This window comes from Embleya australiensis (genome assembly GCF_051903075.1).
GTDB lineage: Bacteria > Actinomycetota > Actinomycetes > Streptomycetales > Streptomycetaceae > Embleya.
Window position 1 is genome coordinate 5,865,963 of record NZ_CP182422.1, and the last position, 19,725, is coordinate 5,885,687.

The 19,725-nt window shown below is 72.3% G+C and carries 15 protein-coding genes; 10 read left to right on the top strand and 5 right to left on the bottom strand.

The window, feature by feature from the left end; translation table 11 throughout:
• Positions 1-28 precede the first annotated feature (28 nt).
• The 6 genes from ACMXN5_RS25405 to ACMXN5_RS25430 all read left to right on the top strand — a co-directional run bounded on the left by ACMXN5_RS25405 (position 29) and on the right by ACMXN5_RS25430 (position 8,116).
• The gene (locus ACMXN5_RS25405; RefSeq protein ID WP_439677137.1) at positions 29-787 is read left to right on the top strand and encodes a hypothetical protein; all 759 of its coding nucleotides are present in this window, start codon (positions 29-31) and stop codon (positions 785-787) included.
• A gap of 4 nt (positions 788-791) precedes the next feature.
• The gene (gene fxsT, locus ACMXN5_RS25410; protein WP_439677138.1) at positions 792-4,682 is read left to right on the top strand and encodes an FxSxx-COOH system tetratricopeptide repeat protein; all 3,891 of its coding nucleotides are present in this window, start codon (positions 792-794) and stop codon (positions 4,680-4,682) included.
• Between the two features lie 335 nt (positions 4,683-5,017).
• Positions 5,018-5,212: a DUF2304 domain-containing protein gene (locus ACMXN5_RS25415; RefSeq protein ID WP_379996634.1), complete on the top strand. Its 195-nt coding sequence runs from the start codon at positions 5,018-5,020 to the stop codon at positions 5,210-5,212.
• A 135-nt stretch (positions 5,213-5,347) separates the two neighbouring features.
• Positions 5,348-6,241 (top strand): universal stress protein, encoded by an 894-nt coding sequence (locus tag ACMXN5_RS25420; protein ID WP_439677139.1) that lies wholly within the window; start codon positions 5,348-5,350, stop codon positions 6,239-6,241.
• A 91-nt stretch (positions 6,242-6,332) separates the two neighbouring features.
• The gene (locus tag ACMXN5_RS25425; RefSeq protein ID WP_439677140.1) at positions 6,333-6,947 is read left to right on the top strand and encodes a TetR/AcrR family transcriptional regulator; all 615 of its coding nucleotides are present in this window, start codon (positions 6,333-6,335) and stop codon (positions 6,945-6,947) included.
• Positions 6,944-8,116 (top strand): NADH:flavin oxidoreductase, encoded by a 1,173-nt coding sequence (locus tag ACMXN5_RS25430; RefSeq protein ID WP_439677141.1) that lies wholly within the window; start codon positions 6,944-6,946, stop codon positions 8,114-8,116. Before ACMXN5_RS25425 ends, ACMXN5_RS25430 begins: the two co-directional genes overlap by 4 nt.
• Before the next feature lie 157 nt (positions 8,117-8,273).
• Here the strand turns inward: ACMXN5_RS25430 and ACMXN5_RS25435 are convergent, their stop codons facing one another.
• Positions 8,274-8,732 carry a MaoC family dehydratase gene (locus tag ACMXN5_RS25435; protein ID WP_439677142.1) on the bottom strand — a complete coding sequence of 153 codons (459 nt, stop codon included), beginning with the start codon at positions 8,730-8,732 and terminating at the stop codon, positions 8,274-8,276.
• A 93-nt stretch (positions 8,733-8,825) separates the two neighbouring features.
• Positions 8,826-11,111 carry a beta-propeller domain-containing protein gene (locus ACMXN5_RS25440; protein WP_439677143.1) on the bottom strand — a complete coding sequence of 762 codons (2,286 nt, stop codon included), beginning with the start codon at positions 11,109-11,111 and terminating at the stop codon, positions 8,826-8,828.
• A gap of 268 nt (positions 11,112-11,379) precedes the next feature.
• Here ACMXN5_RS25440 and ACMXN5_RS25445 point away from each other — a divergent pair, with 268 nt between their 5' ends.
• Positions 11,380-11,967 (top strand): DUF1707 and DUF4870 domain-containing protein, encoded by a 588-nt coding sequence (locus ACMXN5_RS25445; RefSeq protein ID WP_439677144.1) that lies wholly within the window; start codon positions 11,380-11,382, stop codon positions 11,965-11,967.
• 45 nt (positions 11,968-12,012) lie between these two features.
• Here the strand turns inward: ACMXN5_RS25445 and ACMXN5_RS25450 are convergent, their stop codons facing one another.
• Positions 12,013-12,591 carry a hypothetical protein gene (locus tag ACMXN5_RS25450; protein WP_439677145.1) on the bottom strand — a complete coding sequence of 193 codons (579 nt, stop codon included), beginning with the start codon at positions 12,589-12,591 and terminating at the stop codon, positions 12,013-12,015.
• A gap of 148 nt (positions 12,592-12,739) precedes the next feature.
• Positions 12,740-14,554: a glycoside hydrolase family 3 protein gene (locus ACMXN5_RS25455; protein WP_439677146.1), complete on the bottom strand. Its 1,815-nt coding sequence runs from the start codon at positions 14,552-14,554 to the stop codon at positions 12,740-12,742.
• Positions 14,555-14,826: 272 nt separating this feature from the next.
• On the opposite strand from ACMXN5_RS25455, the gene ACMXN5_RS25460 reads away from it, so the two are divergent.
• Both ACMXN5_RS25460 and ACMXN5_RS25465 read left to right on the top strand, forming a co-directional pair.
• Positions 14,827-15,441 (top strand): TVP38/TMEM64 family protein, encoded by a 615-nt coding sequence (locus tag ACMXN5_RS25460; protein ID WP_439677147.1) that lies wholly within the window; start codon positions 14,827-14,829, stop codon positions 15,439-15,441.
• Between the two features lie 178 nt (positions 15,442-15,619).
• Positions 15,620-16,849: a DUF418 domain-containing protein gene (locus ACMXN5_RS25465; protein ID WP_439677148.1), complete on the top strand. Its 1,230-nt coding sequence runs from the start codon at positions 15,620-15,622 to the stop codon at positions 16,847-16,849.
• On the opposite strand, the gene ACMXN5_RS25470 is transcribed toward ACMXN5_RS25465, so the two are convergent.
• Positions 16,842-18,251 carry a VWA domain-containing protein gene (locus ACMXN5_RS25470; RefSeq protein WP_439677149.1) on the bottom strand — a complete coding sequence of 470 codons (1,410 nt, stop codon included), beginning with the start codon at positions 18,249-18,251 and terminating at the stop codon, positions 16,842-16,844. The two genes, ACMXN5_RS25465 and ACMXN5_RS25470, sit on opposite strands and share 8 nt — an antisense overlap.
• A gap of 1,202 nt (positions 18,252-19,453) precedes the next feature.
• Here ACMXN5_RS25470 and ACMXN5_RS25475 point away from each other — a divergent pair.
• Complete coding sequence (locus tag ACMXN5_RS25475; RefSeq protein ID WP_078974744.1) at positions 19,454-19,657, top strand: cold-shock protein; 204 nt, start codon at positions 19,454-19,456, stop codon at positions 19,655-19,657.
• Positions 19,658-19,725 lie beyond the last annotated feature (68 nt).

A 19,725-nucleotide genomic window follows, 5' to 3' on the forward strand; every position in this document is an offset into this window, starting at 1 on the left:
CGACGAAGTGCCGACATCAGGGGTCGAGATGACACCAGTCTTCTTCACGAGTCGGTCGTGCGGCGATGAGCGGGCCTATGTCGAGCGTTTCCACGCCGATCTCGAACAGGCGGTCGCCGCCCGGCTCTCCCAGGGGGGCGGCGCGCGCGGTGTGCTGCCCTCGTGTACCGGTCCCGGTGTGGGTGCCACGCCCGAGGCACTGGCCTGCTCGGTTCCCGCCGCCGTCGTGCTGGCGTCGCCCGACTACCTCGCCGATCCGCGCGCCATGCGCGAATGGGCCGTACTGGCCGAACGGGTGCGCGGTCACCGGGCGCACACCGGCCGACAGGTATACGCGGTGGTCACCGTGCGCTGGCGGGCCACCGATTCCCCACTCGACGGGCAGCCGAGGCCCGACTTCGGCGCCGAGAACGACTACGGCCCCATCTACGCCCGCCAGGGGTTGTTCGACCTGATGCGCCTGGAGGGGCACTCGGCCGACTATCGGCATCTGGTCGCCGAACTGGCGCGCGTGCTGGTCGCGGCCGAACGTGCCCCGCTGCGCCCGCTGCCGGCGGCCGAGGCGCGCGAGTTGTTCCCGACCGTGCGTGTCGAACCCAGCCCGAGCCCGCCTCCCGCGCGCATCGCGTTCGGGGCCTCCGCGCCGTTCGCCACCGCCTTCCGGGGGCTGCCCGCCCGCGCTCGCGCCGGCTTGGACTCGGCCGCCCGACCCCGCTGGATCACGGCCCGACACAACCCTCGCCGCCCACTGTTGTGGGGACCCGGTGGCGACGTTGAGGAGTACTGAAGCGATGAGCGAGAACCCAGCGGGCCCACCGGGAACCGTCGTCACGTTCTACTCGTACAAGGGCGGCACCGGCCGCACGATGGCGCTGGCCAACGTGGCCTGGATCCTGGCTTCGCGGGGCAAGCGTGTGCTCGTGGTGGACTGGGACCTGGAATCCCCCGGCCTGCACCGCTACTTCCACCCCTACCTGATCGACAAGCGGCTCGAGGACACGCGCGGCGTACTCGACATGATCCGCGCCTTCGCCAAGGTGGTCGGCTCCGAGGCCAGCACCGACGCGATGATCGAGGCGAGCCGGATCGCGGAGAGCCGGGTGGACGGCTGCGCGGTCAAGGTCGACCGCGACTTCCCCGACGGCGGGTTGATCCGCTTCCTCGGCCCGGGCCGGCAGAACCACGAATACGCGGCGACCCTCGCCGGCTTCAACTGGGCCGACTTCTGCGAGAGTCCGCACGGCATCGGCTTCCTGGACGCGCTGCGCGAGGACATGCGCGCGTCCTACGACTACGCCCTGATCGACAGTCGCACCGGCCTCAACGACATCGCCGGCATCTGTACCACCCTGCTGCCCGACACCGTGGTGGACGGCTTCACCCTCAACGAGCAGGCCATCGACGGCGGCGTCAACGTGGCCCGCTCGATCGCCCGGCAGGCCGAGCGCCCGCTGCGCATCCTGCCCGTGCCGATGCGCGTCGAGGACGACGAGAAGGACAAGCTCGAAGCCGGCCGCGACCACGCGCGCGAGCGCTTCGCCGAATTCCTCGCGGAATACTCCGAGGCGGAGCGCACCAAGTACTGGGGCGAGGTGGAGATCCCGTACAAGGCGTTCTACGCCTACGAGGAGACCCTGGCCACCCTGGGCGACCGCCCGCTCCAGGAGGGCAGCCTGCTCGCCGCGTACGAGCGGCTGACCGGTGTGCTCACCGAAGGCGCGATCACCCGACTCGACCCCGTCGAGGAGGGCGAGCGCCGCCGCGAACTGCGCCGCTTCGAGCGCATCCGGTACACCGCCCCGGTCACCGTGCGCATCCTCTACAGCGCACGCGACCGCATGTGGGTCGACTGGGTGCGCGCCCAACTGATCGCCGCCGGCACCCAGGTGGTCGGCACCGGGGGCTGCGACACGCCGCTGGAGCGGTTGGAGGACGTGGACAGCGTCGTGGTGCTGTCCTCGCCCGACTCGCTGCCCAGCCGGGCCTGGACCGCGATGCGCACCGCGCTGCGCCGGCTCGCCTCGGCGGATCGGGTGGCCGTGGTGACGCTGCGGGTGGACGACGGGCTCGACCTCGACCCGGGCGTGGGCGACACGGTCTCCCTCTCCGCGCTGTCCGAGGAGCACGCGCGCACCGCGCTGCTGGCCGCGTTCGGCCGCACCCCCTCGGAGGCGCCGCCGGCGGAGGGCCCCCGCTTCCCCGGCACCAAGCCCAGGGTGTCCCAACTGCTGCCCCGGCACTCGGCCTTCACCGGACGCGACGACATCCTCGAACGCCTGCGCGACCAGTTGGCCAAGGGTGCCACCGCGGTGCTGCCCCAGGCCCTGCACGGCCTGGGCGGCGTCGGCAAGACCCAGGTCGCGCTGGAGTACGCGCACCGCTTCGCCGCCGACTACGACATCATCTGGTGGGTGTCCGCCGAGCAGGCACAGGGCGTCGCCGCGCAACTCGCCCGACTGGGCGTCCGGCTCGACCTGTCCACCGGGGAGAACGTGGGCGACGCGGCGGCCACGGTGCTCCAGAGCCTGCAACAGGGCGAGCCCTACGATCGCTGGCTGGTGATCTACGACAACGCCGACGAGCCCGCCTCGCTGGCCAACCTGATGCCGCAGGGCAGCGTCAACGGCCACGTCCTGGTCACCTCGCGCAACGACCTGTGGGCGCGCACCGCCCGCCCGCTCGAAGTACCGGTGTTCCGCCGCGACGAGAGCGTCGCGCTGCTCCAGCGCCGGGTGCCGGCGCTGACCGAGGCCGACGCGCAGAAGGTCGCCACCGCGCTGGGCGACCTGCCGCTGGCGGTCGAACAGGCGGGCGCCTGGCTGGCCGAGTCGGCGATGCCGGTCGAGGACTACCTGGAGCGGGTGAACACGCGGGTCACCGCGATCCTGGAGGAGGGTCAGCCGCCGGACTACCCGACCACCGCCGCCGCGACGTGGACCGTCTCCCTGGACGAGCTGAAGGAGCGGCAGCCGGCCGCGGTGCGCCTGCTGGAGTTGTGCGCCTACCTGTCGCCCGACTCCATCTCGATGCGGCTGCTGCGCTCGCGCGAGGTGCTCCAGGAACTGATCCGGGTGGACAGCTCGCTCGGCGACACGCTGTTGTTGTCCCGGATCTTCCAGCAGCTCGGCCGATACGCGCTGGCCCGGGTGGACCGGGGCGCGGACACCATCCAGGTGCACCGCCTGGTCCAAGCCGTGCTGCGGGACCAGATGCCGGCCGAGGACAACATCGCCCGGCGCGCCCGAACCCTGGAGATCCTGGCCGCGAACGCCCCCGGCGACGTGGACGATCCGGCGAACCGGGAGGCGTACGAGGAGCTGTACAAGCACCTCGTGCCCTCGCGCGCCCTGGAGAGCGACTCCGAGGGCGTGCGCCGCTGGATCGTCGAGCAGGTCCGCTTCGCATGGCGCTCCGACGACTGGGAATTCGCCCAGTACATCGCCGAGGTCGCGCTGGACCGGTGGCGCGCGCGATTCAGTCGGCACGACCCGCTGACGCTGCGGATGTGCACCCAACTGGCGAACGTGTACCGGTCCCAGGGCAAGTACCGCAAGGCGTACGACCTGGACCGGGCCACCCTGGAGGCGCAGCGCGCGGCACTGGGACCGGACCACCCGCACACCCTGATCACCGGGCGCGGCTACGGCGGCGACCTGCGTTCGCTCGGCCGTTTCGAGACCGCGCTCGAATCGGACCGGGAGAACTACCGGCGATTCAGCGAGGTGTTCGGCGAGGACACCAACGACGCCCTGCTCGCGGCCAACAACCTCGGCGTCTCGCTGCGCCTGACCGGTCGCCTGGAGGAGGCGCGCGAGGTGCACCAGACCGCCTACGACTGGCGGCGGCGAATCCAGGGCGAGGACCACCCGCACACCTGCTTCCTGGCCAACCAGGTCGGTCAGGACCTCCGTGAGCTGGGTGACTACGCGGGCTCGCGGGCGGTGTTGCAGCGCACGCTGGCCATCGAGGAGGCCAACGGCCGGGTCCGGGACGCGCTGCGCACCTCCAAGAACCTCGCGGTGACGATCCGGCAGACGGGGGACGCCCGCTACGCCCGGTCGCTGGACAGCGACACGCTGGAGAAGTACCGCGCCTTCCTGAGCCCGACCCACCCCGACATGCTGGCCTGCGCGCTCAACCTCGCGGCCGACCACAGTGCGATGGGCAACAACGAGCAGGCCCTCGAACTGGCCCAGGACACCTATCAGGGCTATCGCGAGCAGTTCGGCGGGCAACACCCGTTCACCTTCGGATGCGGCAGCAACCTGTCGAGCTACCTGCGGGCGGTCGACCGGCTCGAAGAGGCGCTGGCGCTGGGGCGCAGGTGCGTCGAGGGGCTGCGCGAAGCGTTGGGCGAGGAGCACCCGTTCACCCTCGCGGCCGCGGTGAACCACGCGAACAACCTCTATCGGGCGGGCGAGGTCGACGAGTGCGCCGAACTCGACCGGGTCACCTGCGAGCGATACGAGGAGCTGCTGGGCGCGGATCACCCGCACACCCTGGTCGCGGCCTGCAACCGGGTGCACAGCCTGGGTGAGATCGGCCGTCGGGAGGAGTCCCGCGAGTGGTTCACCCGCACCGAGCGTGCGTGCCGGCGCAAGCTCGGCGACGATCACCCGATCATCCAGGGGCTGCGCGAGCACCGCCGACTGGAGACCGACATCGAGGTGCCGCCGACCTGATCGGCGCAGCTCCCACGGTCACACTCCGGGCCGGTCCGACCTCGTGTCGGGCCGGCCCGGCCGTGTTCGGGGGGCGGTTCGGGGGGCGGTTCGGAGGGGCCGCGACATGCCGGGACAGGCCGGGGACACGCCGTCGGGCTGCGCGACTCGCCGCGACTCGACGAGCAGAAGTGTGACGTTTTGCACCTTTGTCGACACTTTCTGTTAGTTTTTGTCCCGGTGACACATGCACGCACGTTCCGCCGTTCCCACCGGCACTCTTCGCGCTGTCCCGAAATCGGCGCGGCCGTTCCGTCCCCTGCGCTCCCGAGCGCGCCTTCCGAGGAGTCACCCCCATGGCCTTGTCCATCTCCACCGTCCTCCTGCTGGGCGTCATCGTCTTCATCTTCATCCGCAAGGGCGGCATGCGAATCCCGCACGCGATCGTGTGCGCGCTGCTCGGGTTCTATCTGGCGAGCACCTCGATCGCGCCGAGCATCCACAGCAGCGGCAAGAGCGTCGCGAACCTGCTGAGCAATCTGAACTTCTGATCGCGGCGGTCACCCGAACCGGCCCGGCGGCAGCTCCGCCGGGCCGGTCTTCGCCGTTTCGGCGGCGGGATCCCGGGCGCCGGCGGGACCTCGGGTGGCGGCAAGACCTCGGGTGATGGACGGAGGAGGGTGGGCATGGCGGACACGGGCGCGGTCGGGACACCCCTGGTGGTCGTGGGCATCGACGGTTCGGAGCACGGTGATCGGGCGCTGGCCCGGGCCGCGGAGGAAGCCGCCCGCGCGGGCGCGCTGTTGCGGGTGGTGCACGCGATCCGGGTGCCGATGGCCACGCCCGGGTTCGAGCCGGTGGAGCCGAACGAGGAGACCCGGCGTGCCGCCGAGGAGCTGGTCCGCGATGCCGCGGCGGCGGCGCTGCGCCGTTGTCCGAATCTGGCGGTCGATGCCCGGGTGGGCTACGGCCTGCCGGGCGACGCGCTGCTCGCGGCGGCCGAGGGGGCGATGTTGCTGGTCGCCGGATCGCGGGGGCGCGGCGGGTTCGTCGGGCTCCTGCTCGGCTCGGTGTCGCGGCATCTGGCGGCGCGTACCGAGTGTCCGCTGCTGATCGTGCGCGGTGAGCACGGGGCGGCGGCCGACGGGGCCGGGGCGGGCGGCGCGGATGTACTGCTCGGGGTCCAGGGCGACGGCGACGGCCGGGCGGTGTCGGCCGCGTTCGAGGCGGCCCGGGATCGGGGGCTGCCGGTGCACGCGGTGCACGCGTGGAGTTGGCCCGGGTACGCGGGCCTGGCCGGGCCGAGCGAGGCGGACATGCGCGCGGTCGCCGAGGTGCACGCGACGGCGCTCGAGCAGGCGTTGGCGACGGCGCGCGAGCGGTTCCCCGACGTCGAGGTGCGCGCGGACTCGGTGATGGCGGACGCCGCGGCCACGCTCGTCGAGGCGTCGGCCGGCAGCGCGCTGGCCGTGGTCGGCGTGCGGCGCCGGCGCGGCCCGCTGCGTCACTGGGTCGGCCACGTCGCGACGACCACGATCGAACACGCGCGGTGCCCGGTCCTGGTGGTGCCGCAGCGCTGACCACCGGCCTGCTTCGGCGCTCGGGCCGCCGTTCCATCATTGATTCAATCAGTGATTGAAAATGCCGGCGGTTCGTGGTTTGGTGCCTGCCGTGACCGCACAATCCCGGGCCCGGCTGCTCGACGAGGCCGAACGGCTCTTCCTCGCGCAGGGCTACGACAGGGTCTCCGTGCGGGCGGTCAACGCCGCCGCGGGGATGAATCCGGCCGCCGTGCACTACCACTTCGGCTCCAAACGGGACCTGGTGGTCGCGCTGCTGCAACAGCGCCTGGGCCCGCTGTGGGCCGAACCGCTGGCCGAGCTGGACCGGGCCCGGGCGGCCGGGTGGACGCCCACCGTCGCCGAGGTGGTCACGGTGATCGTCGAACCGTTCGACCGGCTGGCCCGCGAGCCGAGCGGGCCGATGCTGCTGCAACTGCTCGCCCGGACCGTGCTGTCCGGGCGGGAACTGCCCTGGGACGACCCGTGGTTCCGGCACCGGCCCTGGCGCGAGCTGCTGGCCGCCGCCCGTCCGGACCTGGGCGAGCGGGAGATCGCGGACCGCTGGCGGCTCGCCTTCGACCTGCTGCTCCAGCTCTACGGCCAACCCGTGGCCGACGCGTTCGTCCCCCCGCCCGCCGCCGCGACCGTCGCCGCCTTCGTCACCGCCGGCCTGGACGCGCCGCGCCCGGCCGATCCGTCCCCTCCCGAACGAGGTGCCCCGTGATACCCGACGTCCTCGCCCCCGCCAAGCTCGGCCCGCTCACGCTGCGCAACCGGATCATCAAGGCCGCCACGTTCGAGGGCGCCACCCCGGACGCGCTGGTCACCGACGACCTGATCGAGTACCACCGCCGCCCCGCCGCCGGCGGCATCGGGATGACCACCGTCGCCTACTGCGCGGTCGCCCCCGAGGGCCGCACCGACCGGCACCAGATCTGGATGCGCCCCGAGGCGGTGCCGGGGCTGCGCCGGCTCACCGACGCGGTGCACGCCGAGGGCGCGGCGGTCTCCGCCCAGATCGGCCACGCCGGCCCGGTGGCCAACGCCGCCTCCAACGGCCGGCCGGCCCTGTCCGCGGGGCGGATGTTCAACCCGCTGGGCATGCGCACCACGCTGGCCGCCGGTGAGCGGGACATCGCCCGGATCACCCGCGCGCACGCCGAGGCCGCGCTGTTCGCGGTCGAGGCCGGGTTCGACGCGGTGGAGATCCACCTGGGCCACAACTACTTCGCCAGCGCCTTCCTCAGCCCCAAGCTGAACCACCGCAAGGACGCGTACGGCGGTTCGCTCGCCAACCGGGCCAAGGTCGCGCGCGGGGTGTGTCGCGCGGTGCGCGAGGCGGTGGGCGACCGGATCGCGGTGACCGCCAAGCTCAACATGGAGGACGGCGTCCCGGGCGGGATCTGGCTGGACGAGAGCATCCGGACCGCGCGCTGGCTGGAGGAGGACGGCTCGGTGGACGCGCTGGAGCTGACCGCGGGCAGTTCGCTGCTCAATCCGATGTACCTCTTCCGCGGCGACGCCCCGGTGCCGGAATTCGCCGCGACCTTCCCGCAGCCGCAACGCACGGGGGTCAAGCTGCTCGGCAAGCGCATCCTGCGGTCGTACCCCTACGAGGAGGCCTATCTGCTGGCCTCCGCCCGGCAGTTCCGGGCCGAGCTGAAGCTGCCGCTGATCCTGCTCGGCGGCATCACCAACCGGGACACGATGGACCTGGCGATGGCCGAGGGCTTCGAGTTCGTGGCGATGGGCCGCGCGGTGCTGCGCGAGCCGGACCTGGTCAACCGCATCGCGGCCGAGCCGAAGACCCGGTCGTTGTGCGTGCACTGCAACAAATGTATGCCGACGATCTACAGCCGCACCCGCTGCGTGCTGATCGAGCCGGAGGCGTAACCGAAGGTGTGGCCGAGTCACGGCCGTGCTTCCACTTCCGTGCTCGGCGACGGGGCACACGTCGCCGAGCACGGCAGCGGAACGGCCGAACGGGTCGCGCACGCGCGCCCGTTCGGCGTTCGGGGACACCGACCGCGGTCGGTGTCGCGGCGGTCGGTCAGAGCAGGTAGCGGGTGACCGAGTCGATCACGCAGGCGGGCTTGGCCGATCCCTCGATCTCGACGGTGATCCGGTTGACCACCTGGACGCCCCCGGCGATGTCCTCGACCGCCACGATCTCCGCGCCGCCGCGGACGCGCGAGCCGACCGGGACCGGGGCCGGGAAGCGCACCTTCTCCATGCCGTAGTTCACCCCCATCGAGATGTTGCGCACCTCGAGGATCTGCGGCAGGAAGAGGTTGGACAGCGCCAGGGTCAGGTAGCCGTGTGCGATCGGCGCGCCGAACGGGCCCTCCTTCGCCTTCTCCACGTCGACGTGGATCCACTGGTGGTCCCCGGTCGCGTCGGCGAACAGGTTGATCCGCTCCTGGGTGATCTCCAGCCAGTCGCTGTGGCCCAGGTGTTTGCCCACCGCGTCCTTGATCTGTCGGAGGTCGGTGAAGACGGTGACCGCCATGGGTGCTCCGATCGTTTCTGATGGTCTGTCAGATGCTGCTCCGGGTATACCAGACCGCCTCCGACGAGGCGTTTCGGGGACGCCCGGCGGCGCTCAGCCGATCGGGATCCAGGCCACCTGGCGCACGTCGGCGAGCCGGTCGACGGAGATGCCCGCGGCCGAGACTGTCCACAACTCGTCGCCCACCACCAGCGAGCGCAGGATCCTGGAGTCGGGGTGGGTTACCCGGCCCACCTCGACGATCCGGGTGCCGTCGACGCGCAACACCAGCGCGTAGGAGCTGCGCGTGCCCGGATACTTCTCGCCGGGGGCGATCTGCGTGCGGTCGGGCATCGAGTAGGCACCCGTCACCGGCACCACCACGGTGCCGTCCTTGGGCCAGTACAGGAACGCGTGCGCGTCCTGCTCCGCCTGCGAACTGCCGCTGGGGATCGTGTACTGCGCGATCCGGGTCGGATCGGCCAGGGCGCGTACGTCGAACAGGGACACCTGGGTGCCCAGGCGCATGCCGCCGTCGGTGGCGTCCTGGCCGACGCCGATCAGCCGGCCGTCGGCGATCGGGTGCAGGTAGGCCGAGTAGCCGTTGATCTTCAGTTCGCCGACCGTGCGGGGATTGCGCGGGTCGCTCAGGTCGATCGTGTACAGCGGGTCGGTCTGCCGGAAGGTCACCACGTAGGCGATCGGTCCGGCGAAGCGCACGCCCATGATGCGCTCGGTGCGGCCGAGTCCACCCACCCGGCCGATCTGGGTCAGCTTGTCGCCGTTGCGGGCCAGGACGGTGACCGCCGATTCGCTGCTGGAACGCGGGGCGATCGGGGGCTGTGCGGTCGGCGGCCGGGCGCTCGGCATGCTCGGCGGGGTCGGTCGGGTGTCGGTGCCGTCGCTCGGCGCGATGGCGGAACCGGACGAGCCGTTGGGCGCGCTGCCGGGCACCGAGTCGGCCGGCACCGCGCTGCCCTGGGCGGCGCTCGGCGCGATGGTGCCGGGCTTGGCGGTGCCCGGCGCGCCCGGCACGGAACCGCCCGGTGCGGTGGTGCTTCGGGTGGTGCCGCCGGGCGGGGTGTTGCCGGGGCCGCTCTGCGGGATCGTCGGGTCGCCGGGACTCAGGGTCGTCGCCACCCGCAGATTGCCGCCGAGTTCGGACATCGCGTACTGGTTGACCATCGTGCCGGAGACCACGCCGGTGGCGACCGGCTTCGGGGTGCCCTTGCCGGAGATGTCGAGCTGGTTGATCGCGGTGGTCGTGGTCGGCGGGCCGCCGCCGATCACCTTCGCGTCCTTCGAGACGTCGCGCCGGGAGGTGGTGGTCGCCAGGTAGAGGTTGGACTCCGAGGCGTACACGTTGTTCACGTCGGCGGCCACCGTCACCGGGTCGCCCTTGTCCAGGTCGCGGGTCAGGTCGAAGGACAACACGCTCAGCGTCGCGGCGCCGGTGTGTCCCGGCTCGCCCGCTCGGCTCGCCGGGCGGCTGACCCGGTCGCAGCCGACCAGGTTGCCGGATTCGGTGCGACCGTTCGCGGCGAGGGTGAACTGCGGCAGCCAGTCCCCGACGGTCGAGCGGCGGATCCGGTCGACGGCCTTGTCCCTGTCCGAGGTCCGGTACGTCGACGTGTTCAGGCGCGGGCGTGAGCGAACCACGATGCGCGCGGTGCTGCCGACCTGGCGCGCGTCTGCGTAGGCGCCGTCCACGGTCAGGTCGCCCAGGGTCCGCGGCGCACCGGTGAGGTCGACCAGGACGAAGCGCGCCTGCATGTTCGTCCCCGGCAGCCCCGGAACGCCGGGGATCGGCGCCATCTTGCCCGAACCGCCCTTGCCCTTCGGCAGGTTCGCGCCGGCGTCCAGGATCAGCAGGGCCCGGTCACCGGACAGCAACAGCTCGGTCGCACGCGCCCCCGGCACGGCCAGCGACCCGGTGACCTTGTGGGTGGCGGTGTCGACCACGGTCAACCGCCCGTCGGCCACGGTCAGCACCCGGCGCCCGTCGGTTTTGACCAGGTCGGGCTCGTCGACTCCGGCCTCCTGGGTGTTCGTGGTCGAGTGCTCCGGCGTGGTGGGCGCGGCGGGCGCGGCCAGATCCGCCGACATGCCTTCCGCCGCCCTGGGCGCGGCGGCCGGAGCGCCGGCGTCTTTCCCGTCGAGGGGCACCGACCGGGTGTTCTCGTCCATGCTCTGCAGCGCCGCCGCGCGGAAGTCGTCGACCAGCGCGCCACACGAGTCGAACGCGGTCAGCTGTACCGACTCGGTGTTCGAGGCGGTCGTGCGCTGCGGGTCCGGCTTGGAACCGCCGGAAGAGGTGCAGCCGCCGACGACGAGTCCCGCCGCCAGCACGAATATCGGCAGGGCCGCGGCCCCGCGCGTGGAACCGTCGTGGATTCGCATGGCCCTGTGACGGAGCGGCTCGCGGAACGGTTCCCTCGCCGCCGAAAGGGGTCGGAAACCGGCCCGGACGGGCCACTGCCGGCTGCGGGACGGCCGCCGTGAGGCGGATCCGGGTCATCCTTGCGGCTGTTGTCTCGGGGTCGGGCCAAGGGTTATCCCTGATGGACCACGCTCCGTTCACGGCGCATGCTGTACGGAGCCGTGTGCACAGCGAGAGGAGCCGCGCATGCACCCGAATTCCGGTCCTCACCCACCCCATTGGTACGGCATGCCCCCGCACATGCGGGTGGGTGACGCGGATCGTGAACGCACGATCGAGCACTTGAAGTTCGCGTTCGGCGAAGGCCGGTTGACCGCCGACGAGTTCGAGGAGCGGGTGGCCTCCGCGTTGGCCGGGAAGACCCGGGCGGACCTGGAGACGCTGCTCGAGGACCTGCTGATGCCGATGCCGGCTCCGCCGCCGCTCGTGCCGCGCCCGATGGCCGGGCCGCCGCCGTGGTGGCTCAACCGGCCGGCGGGGTTCGCGCGCATGCAGCCGGGGCGTGAGCGGGGGTGGAGCGCGGCGGCGCACTGGAGCGGGTTCTGCGCTCCGGTACTGGGTCCGTTCCTGATCCGCCGGAGCGTGGGCGAACAGTCGCCGTTCGTGCGGGACAACGCGAGCGCGGCGCTCAACTTCCAACTGACCTGTCTGATCTCGTTCGTGCTCACCCCGCTCCTGTCCCTGCTCGGCGACGTGGGCGGTGTGCTGATCGGCGCCATGTACTCGGCCATCGCGGTCTGCGCGATCATCGGCGGGGCGCGGGCGGCGGGCGGCGAGGTGATGCGCTACCCGATCAGCCTGCGGGTGGTGAAGTGACGCGGCCGGTCGGCGGTGGGCGGGGGGTCGGATAGAGGGGGTCGGTCAGGCCCCCGCCGGGTTCGCCCGGCGTGCGGGTCGGCTGCTGCGGCCGAGTCGGCTCGGCCGGGTCCACAGCAGGAGTTCGCCGCCCGGCGGGGAGACCACACCCCCGTGCGCGGGGTCGCCCGCGAACCACACGTCACCGCCGTCGCACTTGTGCAGGTGCCACCAGCGGTGCGACATGGACACCACGGTCAGCGCGTACTGCGTGCCGTCGCCGGCGCGGTCGCCGATCACCAGCGGCGGTCCCCACGCGCCGTCCCCGTCGGCCGGATCGCGGAACCGGCAGGAGCAGGCGACCCAGGGATGCCGGGTCAGTGTGCGCCGCATGCGCCGGGCCAGGACGAGCGCGCCGATTCCGATCACCAGGGCCGCCGCGCCGACCACGAGCGGGACCATGCCCCAGCCGCCCAGGGCCGCGCCGTCGCCCCCGTCGCTGCCGGCGGACAGAATCACGAACCACGCCCCGGTGCACGCCAGACCCACGACCGTCACCGCCACGGCGCGAAGCCGGTACCGCCGCAGTGCCCGGGCGGTCGCGTGCAGGGAGAGCGCCACACACTCCCGCCGCTCGCTACCCATGGCAGCACCCTAAGCAGGCGCGGGCGGCAATGGTGAACCGGTGCGTGTCGGGCGTTTCCGGTACGGGTCGATCGGGGCGGGCGGGGGCCGGCCGACGGGGTGCGTCGGCCGGCCCCCACGGGCGTCGGCCCGGCCCGGCGCGGACGGGTCAGTAGCGCAGCCCGTGCCCGAACACGAAGACCGGGTCCTTACCGTCCCGGGGTACGTCCGAGCGCTGCGCGCGTACGTCGGCCATCGAGCGCGGCAGCTCGAACGGCAGGTTGCCCTCGGGCCGTACCCGACCGAACAGCGCGTCGAGCAGCGGACCGTCGGCGCAGCCGTAGTTCGCCACCAGCGCGGCGGCGGCCTCGGCGATGTCCGGGAGCACCGCCGGGCGCTCCAGATACACGTCCACGATCGTCGGTACCGTCGCGCACAGCTCCAGGATCGCGGCCAGCTCGACCGCGTCGAACTCCAGCGAACCCGCGTGGAAGAACTGTTCGAAACCGCCCTCGCGAGGTTCGAACGGGGTCTTGACCCGGACGATCGCCACGTCGGCCTCCTCGGGCGTGGCCACGACCGTGCCGTAGCCGGCCGCCACCTCGGCGTCCAGGCCCCGGACGTACACGCGCGAACCCTCGGCCAACGGCAGGATCGGCTCGCCGCGTCGGGTGTCGCGCTCGGGCGCGTCGTTCTTCAGTACGGTGACCGACCTGCTCTGCGCGCGCAGCCCGGCGGCGATGCCGGCGGGCGCGCCGACGGACGCGGCGGCGCCGGTCGGGTCGACGAAGGGGTGGTCGAACAGGCCGAGTACGAACTTCTCCCGCAGCAGGCGCCGCGCCGACACGTCGAGCCGCTCCTCGGTGAGCCGGCCCGCCTCGACCAACGCGACGATCTGCTCGGGGATGTGCTCGCCGCCGAACTGGTCGCAGCCCGCCTCCAGGACGCGGAGCACCCGGTCGGGGACGGACAACTCCTCCACGCCCCAGGCCCGGGCGGGCATGGCCTGGCCCATGATGTTCGCGTCGGAGATCAGGCCCCAGTCGGTGCACACGATGCCGTCGAAGCCGAGTCGTTCCCGGAGCAGGCCGGTGATGACGCCCCGGTTGAAGCCGAACGCGACCTCCTCGTGCTCGGTCCCGATCGGCATCCCGTAGTAGGGCATCATCTGCGACGTGCCGGCCGCCAGCGCCTCCTTGAACGGCGCCAGGTGGTAGTCGAAGTGGTCACCCGGGTAGACCTGCTCACGGCCGTACGCGAAGTGCGGGTCCTCGCCGTCGAGTTGTGGGCCGCCGCCGGGGAAGTGTTTGGTCATGCAGGCCACCGACGCGGTGTTCAGCGTCTCGCCCTGCGCGCCCCGGATGTAGGCGGCGACGAGCTTGCCGGTCAGTTCGGCGTCCTCGCCGAACGTGCCGTTGATCCGCGACCAGCGCGGCTCGGTGGCCAGGTCGATCTGCGGGTGCAGTGCGAGCCGGATGCCGACCGCGAGGTATTCGCGCCGCATCAGGTCGGCGAACTCGCGGACCAGGTCCGCGTCGCCGATCGCGGCCAGACCCAGCGTCTCGGGGTACTGGGAGAAGCCCTCGGCGTACGCGGCGGTGCCGGGGTTGTCGGTGAAGTGGTGCCGGGGGTCCGTGGACAGCGTGATCGGGATGCCCAGCCGGGTCTCCAGGGCCAGTTCCTGGATCCGGTTGTGCCACTGCGCGATGTGCTCGGGGCGACCGCCGCCCATCAGGTTGAAGTGGTTCATCCCCTTGTCGGCGATCATCTGCCGGACGGTGAAGCCGAACGGCAGCGTGTCCGGGTCGTCGAGCAGCGTGCCCTCGGGGCCCATGACCGCGATGGTCTGGAACATCAGACCGGCCTTCTCGGCGACCGTCATCCGGCCGAGCAGGTCCTCCACCCGCTCCTCGATCGACAACGACGCGTCCTCGTAGGGGCAGGTCGCGGCCCGGAAGCGCGTGCGCGCGGTGGTCTCGGTCATGAGTCCTCCAAAAACCTAGTGGTCAGTAGGTTTTTAGCACGGGGCAGGCCGCGGACTCCAGCGCCCGCCGCGGTTCACCCGGGGGTCGCGAAGGCTCCGTACAATGGGCCGAATGCGCGCCGGGGGGTATCGGCGTGCCTCGGCGCAGCCGCCGGGGATGCGCGGTGGGTCGCCCGATCCGTCGGGTTCCGGCGCATTCGGCGCGGTCGGCGCTTCGGCGAATTCACATCATGGGCACGAGGGGCGGACGCAGGTTGGACACCGTGCGGGGCTTGCTCGACGCGCTCCGGGATTTCCTCGACCACGGCGCGTGGACGCAGTGGCCGCTGCCGGCCTCGGTGGCGGTGTTCGTCCTGGTCTGCGCGGTGGGCGTCACCGCGCTGGTGCCGAAGTCGTTGTTCGCCCCGGTGGCGGGTGCCCTGTTCGGCGCGATCGGCGGCACGGTGGTCACCCTGATCGGGGCCACGCTCGGCGCGTTGATCAGCCTGTACCTCGGCCGCCGGCTCGGCCGGGAACGGATCGGCGGCTGGCTGCACAAGCGCGAGGCGCTGGCCGTCCTCGATCGCAAACTCTCCCGCAACGGGCTGGTGCCGATTACGGTCCTGCGGATGATCCCGGTCCTGCCCTCCTCCGTGGTCAGCTACGGCGCGGCGGCCACGCGGATCAGCACGAGCCACTTCACCATCGGGACGGCGCTCGGCATGTTGCCGATGACGCTGGTCCAGTGCGCCGCCGGGGCCTCGGTCCGACACGGCCTGTCCACGCCGGTGGTGGTCAGCGTGTTCGTCGGCTGCGTCCTGCTGGCGCTGGGCATGGTCGCGGTGCGGCGCCGGGGCGGCGAGCCGTCGGCGACGGTGGCGCCGCCGGCAGCGGACGGGGCCGAGTAGGCGGGTCGGTCCGCGGGGACGGGCGATGGCGTCGGCTCGGCGCCGCGTACCCACGCGTGGGTCGGATCCGAAGCCTGGGGCGTGTCTTCAATCTCCCGCCGAGTTCCACGACGCCCGGCACCGCACCTCGCCGCCCCGGAGAAACAGGCGAATTGAAGACACGCCCTAGGGTGGGCGCATGTGGGCGAAGACGGGGGAGCGGCGGGCCGCGCGGAGAGCGGACCGGATAGTCGGTGTGGACGTCGCGCGCGCGCTTGCGGTCCTGGGCATGTTCGCCTCGCATGTCGGGCCCGACCCCTACGACGGGGGCGTGGACACGCTGATCCAGGGCGTCACCGGCCGCGCCTCCGCGCTGTTCGCGTTCCTGGCCGGCGTCTCGCTGGTGCTGATGAGCGGCCGGGCGCCGCTGCGCGGCTGGGATCGGGGCAATGCCGCCGTGGTCACCCGGATGCTGATCCGGGCGGTGCTGCTGCTCCCGCTCGGGATGTGGCTGGCCGACCTGGACACCGGTGTACTGGTCATCCTGGCCTTCTACGGCCTCTACTTCATGCTCGCCTGGCCCGCGCTGTGGCTGAGCACGCGCACCCTCGTGTGGATCGCCGCGGGGTGGGCGCTGCTCGGGCCGATCGCCTCGTTCGCGCTGCGCCGGGCCGGTGACACCGGCGATGTTCGTTATGCCGCGCCCGGGTTCGCCGATTGGCGGCAGGGTCCGGGCCACATGTTCGAGACGTTGTTCCTGACCGGCAGCTATCCGGCGATCACCTGGATGCCGTTCGTGCTCGCCGGGACGGCGGTCGGGCGGCTGCGGCTGGGCGAAAGACGGGTACAGCGCGCGCTGGTCGGGATCGGGACCGCACTGGCCGTGCTCGGCTACGGCGGATCCTGGGTCGTGGTCCGACTGTTCACCGGCGATCGGCTGGCGCGGATCGCCGAGCCGGACCGCGTGTCGGACGTGATCCACGGCCGGGTCGGCTCGGTGCCGGTGTCCGATCCCGCGTGGCTCACCGTCGCCGAGGGCCACACCGGTACGCCGTTCGAGATCGTCGGCGCGATCGGCGTCGCCCTCGGACTGCTCGGCCTCGCCCTGCTCGCCTGCCGCCCCTGGCTCGGCCGGATCGTGCTCGACCCGCTGATCTCGGTCGGCTCGATGGCGCTCACCGTGTACACCGCCCACCTGATCGTGATCGACCGCTGGTTCCCGCTCGCGTCCGGGGAGACCTGGCGGCGGCTGATCGGCTTCTTCGTGGTCACGATGCTGCTCTGCTGGGCCTGGCGGCACACGCTGCGCAAGGGGCCGATGGAGGCCGCGCTGCATCTGCTCTCCGCGCTCCCCGCACGGTGGGTGCGGGGAGCCGCGGGGGGTGGGTCGCCTCGCCCGGTCGCGGCCTCGGACGCGCCGGTCAGATGAGCAGGCCCTGCGCCCTGGCGCGGCTCAGCCAGGTCGGATACTCGTTGGTCATCAGCTCGTAGAGCTGCCCGTCGGGGACGTTGGCCGGGTCCTGGACCGAGAAGAAGTCGGCGTTGTCGACGTAGCGGCCGGTCAGGTCGTCCAGCTCCTCCAGGAACGAGAAGCCGCCCGGCCGACCCAGCCCCATGAACTGCCAGAAGATCGGCTCGAAGCTGGAGTAGGTGATCTGCTCGCGCGTCGCCTCGCGCGAGGTGGTCTGTCCGTCGGTGATGAACATGACGTATACGGGCAGGTCGTTGGCCAGCGGCTGGTACCGGGGCGCGCTGCTGCCGAAGTAGTGCTCGCGGACCAGGCGCATCGCGCCGGCGTAGTCGGTCGAGCCCTCCAGGCCGGGGCTGCGCCGGATCCGCTCGGCCCAGCCGTTGTACTGGCCGAGTCCGAGCTGCCCGGCCACGTGTCCCTGGGAGCCGAACAGGAACACGTCCACGGCCGCGTTGTCGTCGAAGCGAAGACCGAGCGAGAGCACGCGCTCGGCGAGCGCCTGGACCTTGCCCTTCTTGAACAGCGACTGCATCGAGTAGGAGATGTCCAGGCAGAGCGCGACGCGCGCGGTGTGCTCGCCGAGTCCGCGCTTCTCCAGGCTCACCGCGGCCTGCTTGGTCAGGTTGAGCAGTTGCGGGTGGCCCTCGTCGGCCAGCCGCTTCTCCATGTCGATCAGGGTCCGCTTCTTGAGGCTGATCGCGGGGGCGGCGGGCGGGGGAGCGGTGGGCCGCGGCGGGGGTACGGGGGAGCCGGGCGCGGCGGCGGGTGGGGCGAACGGGGTCGGGGCGGGGGCGCCGGGGGCGGGCGGGGCGCTTTGTGGGCCGGCCGCGTCGTCGGCGGCGACCTCGATGCCGAAGTCGGTGGCGAGGCCGGACAACCCGGACGCGTACCCCTGGCCCACCGCGCGGAACTTCCAGGCGCCGTTGCGCAGGTAGAACTCGCCGAACAGGAACGCCGTCTCGGTGGACGCCTCGTCGATGTCGAACTCGGCGATCGGGCCGCCCTGCGCGGTCACCACGTGCAACGCGAGCCCGGGCACCTGGCCGAAGCTGCCGCCGTCGGCGGACGCGCCGATCACCACGCGCTCGACGTCCGCCGGGATCGCCGCGAGGTCGACCCGGATGGTGTCCGTGACGACGCCGCCGGCGGTCGGCCGCTTCCCCTCGTGCCGTACCGCGCCGGTGGCGTCGGAGGGCTGGTTGTAGAAGACGAAATCGGCTTCCGTGCGCACCTTGCCGGCGGCGTTCAGGAGCAGCGCCGAGGCGTCCACGTCGGGGGCTCCCGCCGCGCGCCAGGTCAGGACCGCACGCAACTCGGCGGTCGGTACCGGAGTGTTCCCACCTTTGCTTATCTTCGCCATGCGCCCATCTTGCCCGCGCCACCGACCTCCCGTACGACCCCGCCCACCAAAGCCCACGGGCCCACCCACCCCCACGCACCCCAACGAGTGCGACGAGGGCGGGAGCGCGCGGGGGCGGGACGAGGACGGGGCGGGACGAGGGCGGAAGCGCGGGCGGGGCGGGACGAGGGCGGGAGCGCGGGGTGGGACGAAGGTGGGGCGGGACGCGGGCGGGAGCGCGGGGCGGGACGAGCGCAGGGCGGGACGGAGGTGGGGCGGGACGAGGGCGGGGCGGGGCGAAGGCGGGAGCGCGGGGCGGGACGAGGGCGGGGCGGGACCAAGGCGGGAGCGCGGGGCGGGACGAAGGTGAGGCGGGACGAAGGCGGGAGCGCGGGGGGCGAATCGGCACGGTCGAGCGGGATGGCGGGGGCTGCCCCGATCGGTCTGCGCGGTGTGGCGCCCCTGCCCACGCGGCCGCACCTGCGCGTGCCGTGCCCCCGCCCGTCTGGCCGTGCCCGCCGTGCCCGCCGTGCCACAGATTGCCCACGCTGGCTTGCCCCTGCCGCCTCACGCCTGGCCGTGATCGGCCTGCTCTCCGTGCTTCGACTCCGTGTCGCCCCCGCCACGCGCCCCACCCGGCCGCCGCCGTTGCGCGCCGCTGTTCGTTCGGCCCCGTCCCGCCGGTCCCGTCCCCTGCCGCGCGCCGGCCTCCGTCAGATCGGCATTGGCTTGCGTCCCGGGCTTCGGCTCGCTGCGCCCCGCCGTCCGCGCCGCTCGCCGCCCCTGCCCGGTCCCGCGCTTGGCGCCCGTCCCTGCCCCGGTCCCGCGCTTCGTGCCCGCCCCTGCCCGGTCCCGCGCCGCTCGCCGCTCCTGCCCGGTCCCGCGTTTCGTGCCCGGTCCCGCGCTTCGTGCCCGGGACCGGGCTTTGGGCGGGGTGGGTTGCTGGGGTGTGATCACAAGCTGGTGTGGGGGTGGGCAAGGTGTGGCTTGGAGTGGTCTTGGGTGGGCGGGTTGTGGTGGGACTCGATCTCGGTCTCGTTCTGTGTTAGTCTGAAGCCTGTTGCAGTTGTGGTTCGCATCATCTTCTGAGTGCGCCTGTAGAGCTGTTCACTACGGGCGCATTTTGCATTTCGGTAGCTTCCGAAATGAGGGCGAAAAACGCGGCGACGCCCGGATTCACGAAGTGTGGATTCGTTCATCGGCCCACATGTAGGGAGAAAAATATGGCTACCGGAACCGTGAAGTGGTTCAACTCGGAAAAGGGCTTCGGCTTCATCGCGCAGGACGGTGGCGGCGACGACGTCTTCGCTCACTTCTCCGCGATCCAGGGCAACGGCTACCGTGAGCTCATCGAGGGCGAAGCCGTCGAATTCGACGTCGTGCAGGGCCAGAAGGGCCTCCAGGCGGAGAACATCAACCGCCTCTGATCTTCACTGATCGGCACGACCGAGGGCCGGCCGCCGCACTTCGAGTGCGGCGTGCCGGCCCTCGGCGT

Excerpts from the sequence above, each read along its gene's own strand:
- ACMXN5_RS25405 (WP_439677137.1), top strand. The coding sequence starts at position 29 with ATGACACCAGTCTTCTTCACGAGTCGGTCGTGCGGCGATGAGCGGGCC.
- fxsT (WP_439677138.1), top strand. The coding sequence starts at position 792 with ATGAGCGAGAACCCAGCGGGCCCACCGGGAACCGTCGTCACGTTCTAC.
- ACMXN5_RS25415 (WP_379996634.1), top strand. The coding sequence starts at position 5,018 with ATGGCCTTGTCCATCTCCACCGTCCTCCTGCTGGGCGTCATCGTCTTC.
- ACMXN5_RS25420 (WP_439677139.1), top strand. The coding sequence starts at position 5,348 with ATGGCGGACACGGGCGCGGTCGGGACACCCCTGGTGGTCGTGGGCATC.
- ACMXN5_RS25435 (WP_439677142.1), bottom strand. The coding sequence starts at position 8,732 with ATGGCGGTCACCGTCTTCACCGACCTCCGACAGATCAAGGACGCGGTG.
- ACMXN5_RS25440 (WP_439677143.1), bottom strand. The coding sequence starts at position 11,111 with ATGCGAATCCACGACGGTTCCACGCGCGGGGCCGCGGCCCTGCCGATA.
- ACMXN5_RS25445 (WP_439677144.1), top strand. The coding sequence starts at position 11,380 with ATGCCCCCGCACATGCGGGTGGGTGACGCGGATCGTGAACGCACGATC.
- ACMXN5_RS25450 (WP_439677145.1), bottom strand. The coding sequence starts at position 12,591 with ATGGGTAGCGAGCGGCGGGAGTGTGTGGCGCTCTCCCTGCACGCGACC.
- ACMXN5_RS25455 (WP_439677146.1), bottom strand. The coding sequence starts at position 14,554 with ATGACCGAGACCACCGCGCGCACGCGCTTCCGGGCCGCGACCTGCCCC.
- ACMXN5_RS25465 (WP_439677148.1), top strand. The coding sequence starts at position 15,620 with ATGTGGGCGAAGACGGGGGAGCGGCGGGCCGCGCGGAGAGCGGACCGG.
- ACMXN5_RS25470 (WP_439677149.1), bottom strand. The coding sequence starts at position 18,251 with ATGGCGAAGATAAGCAAAGGTGGGAACACTCCGGTACCGACCGCCGAG.
- ACMXN5_RS25475 (WP_078974744.1), top strand. The coding sequence starts at position 19,454 with ATGGCTACCGGAACCGTGAAGTGGTTCAACTCGGAAAAGGGCTTCGGC.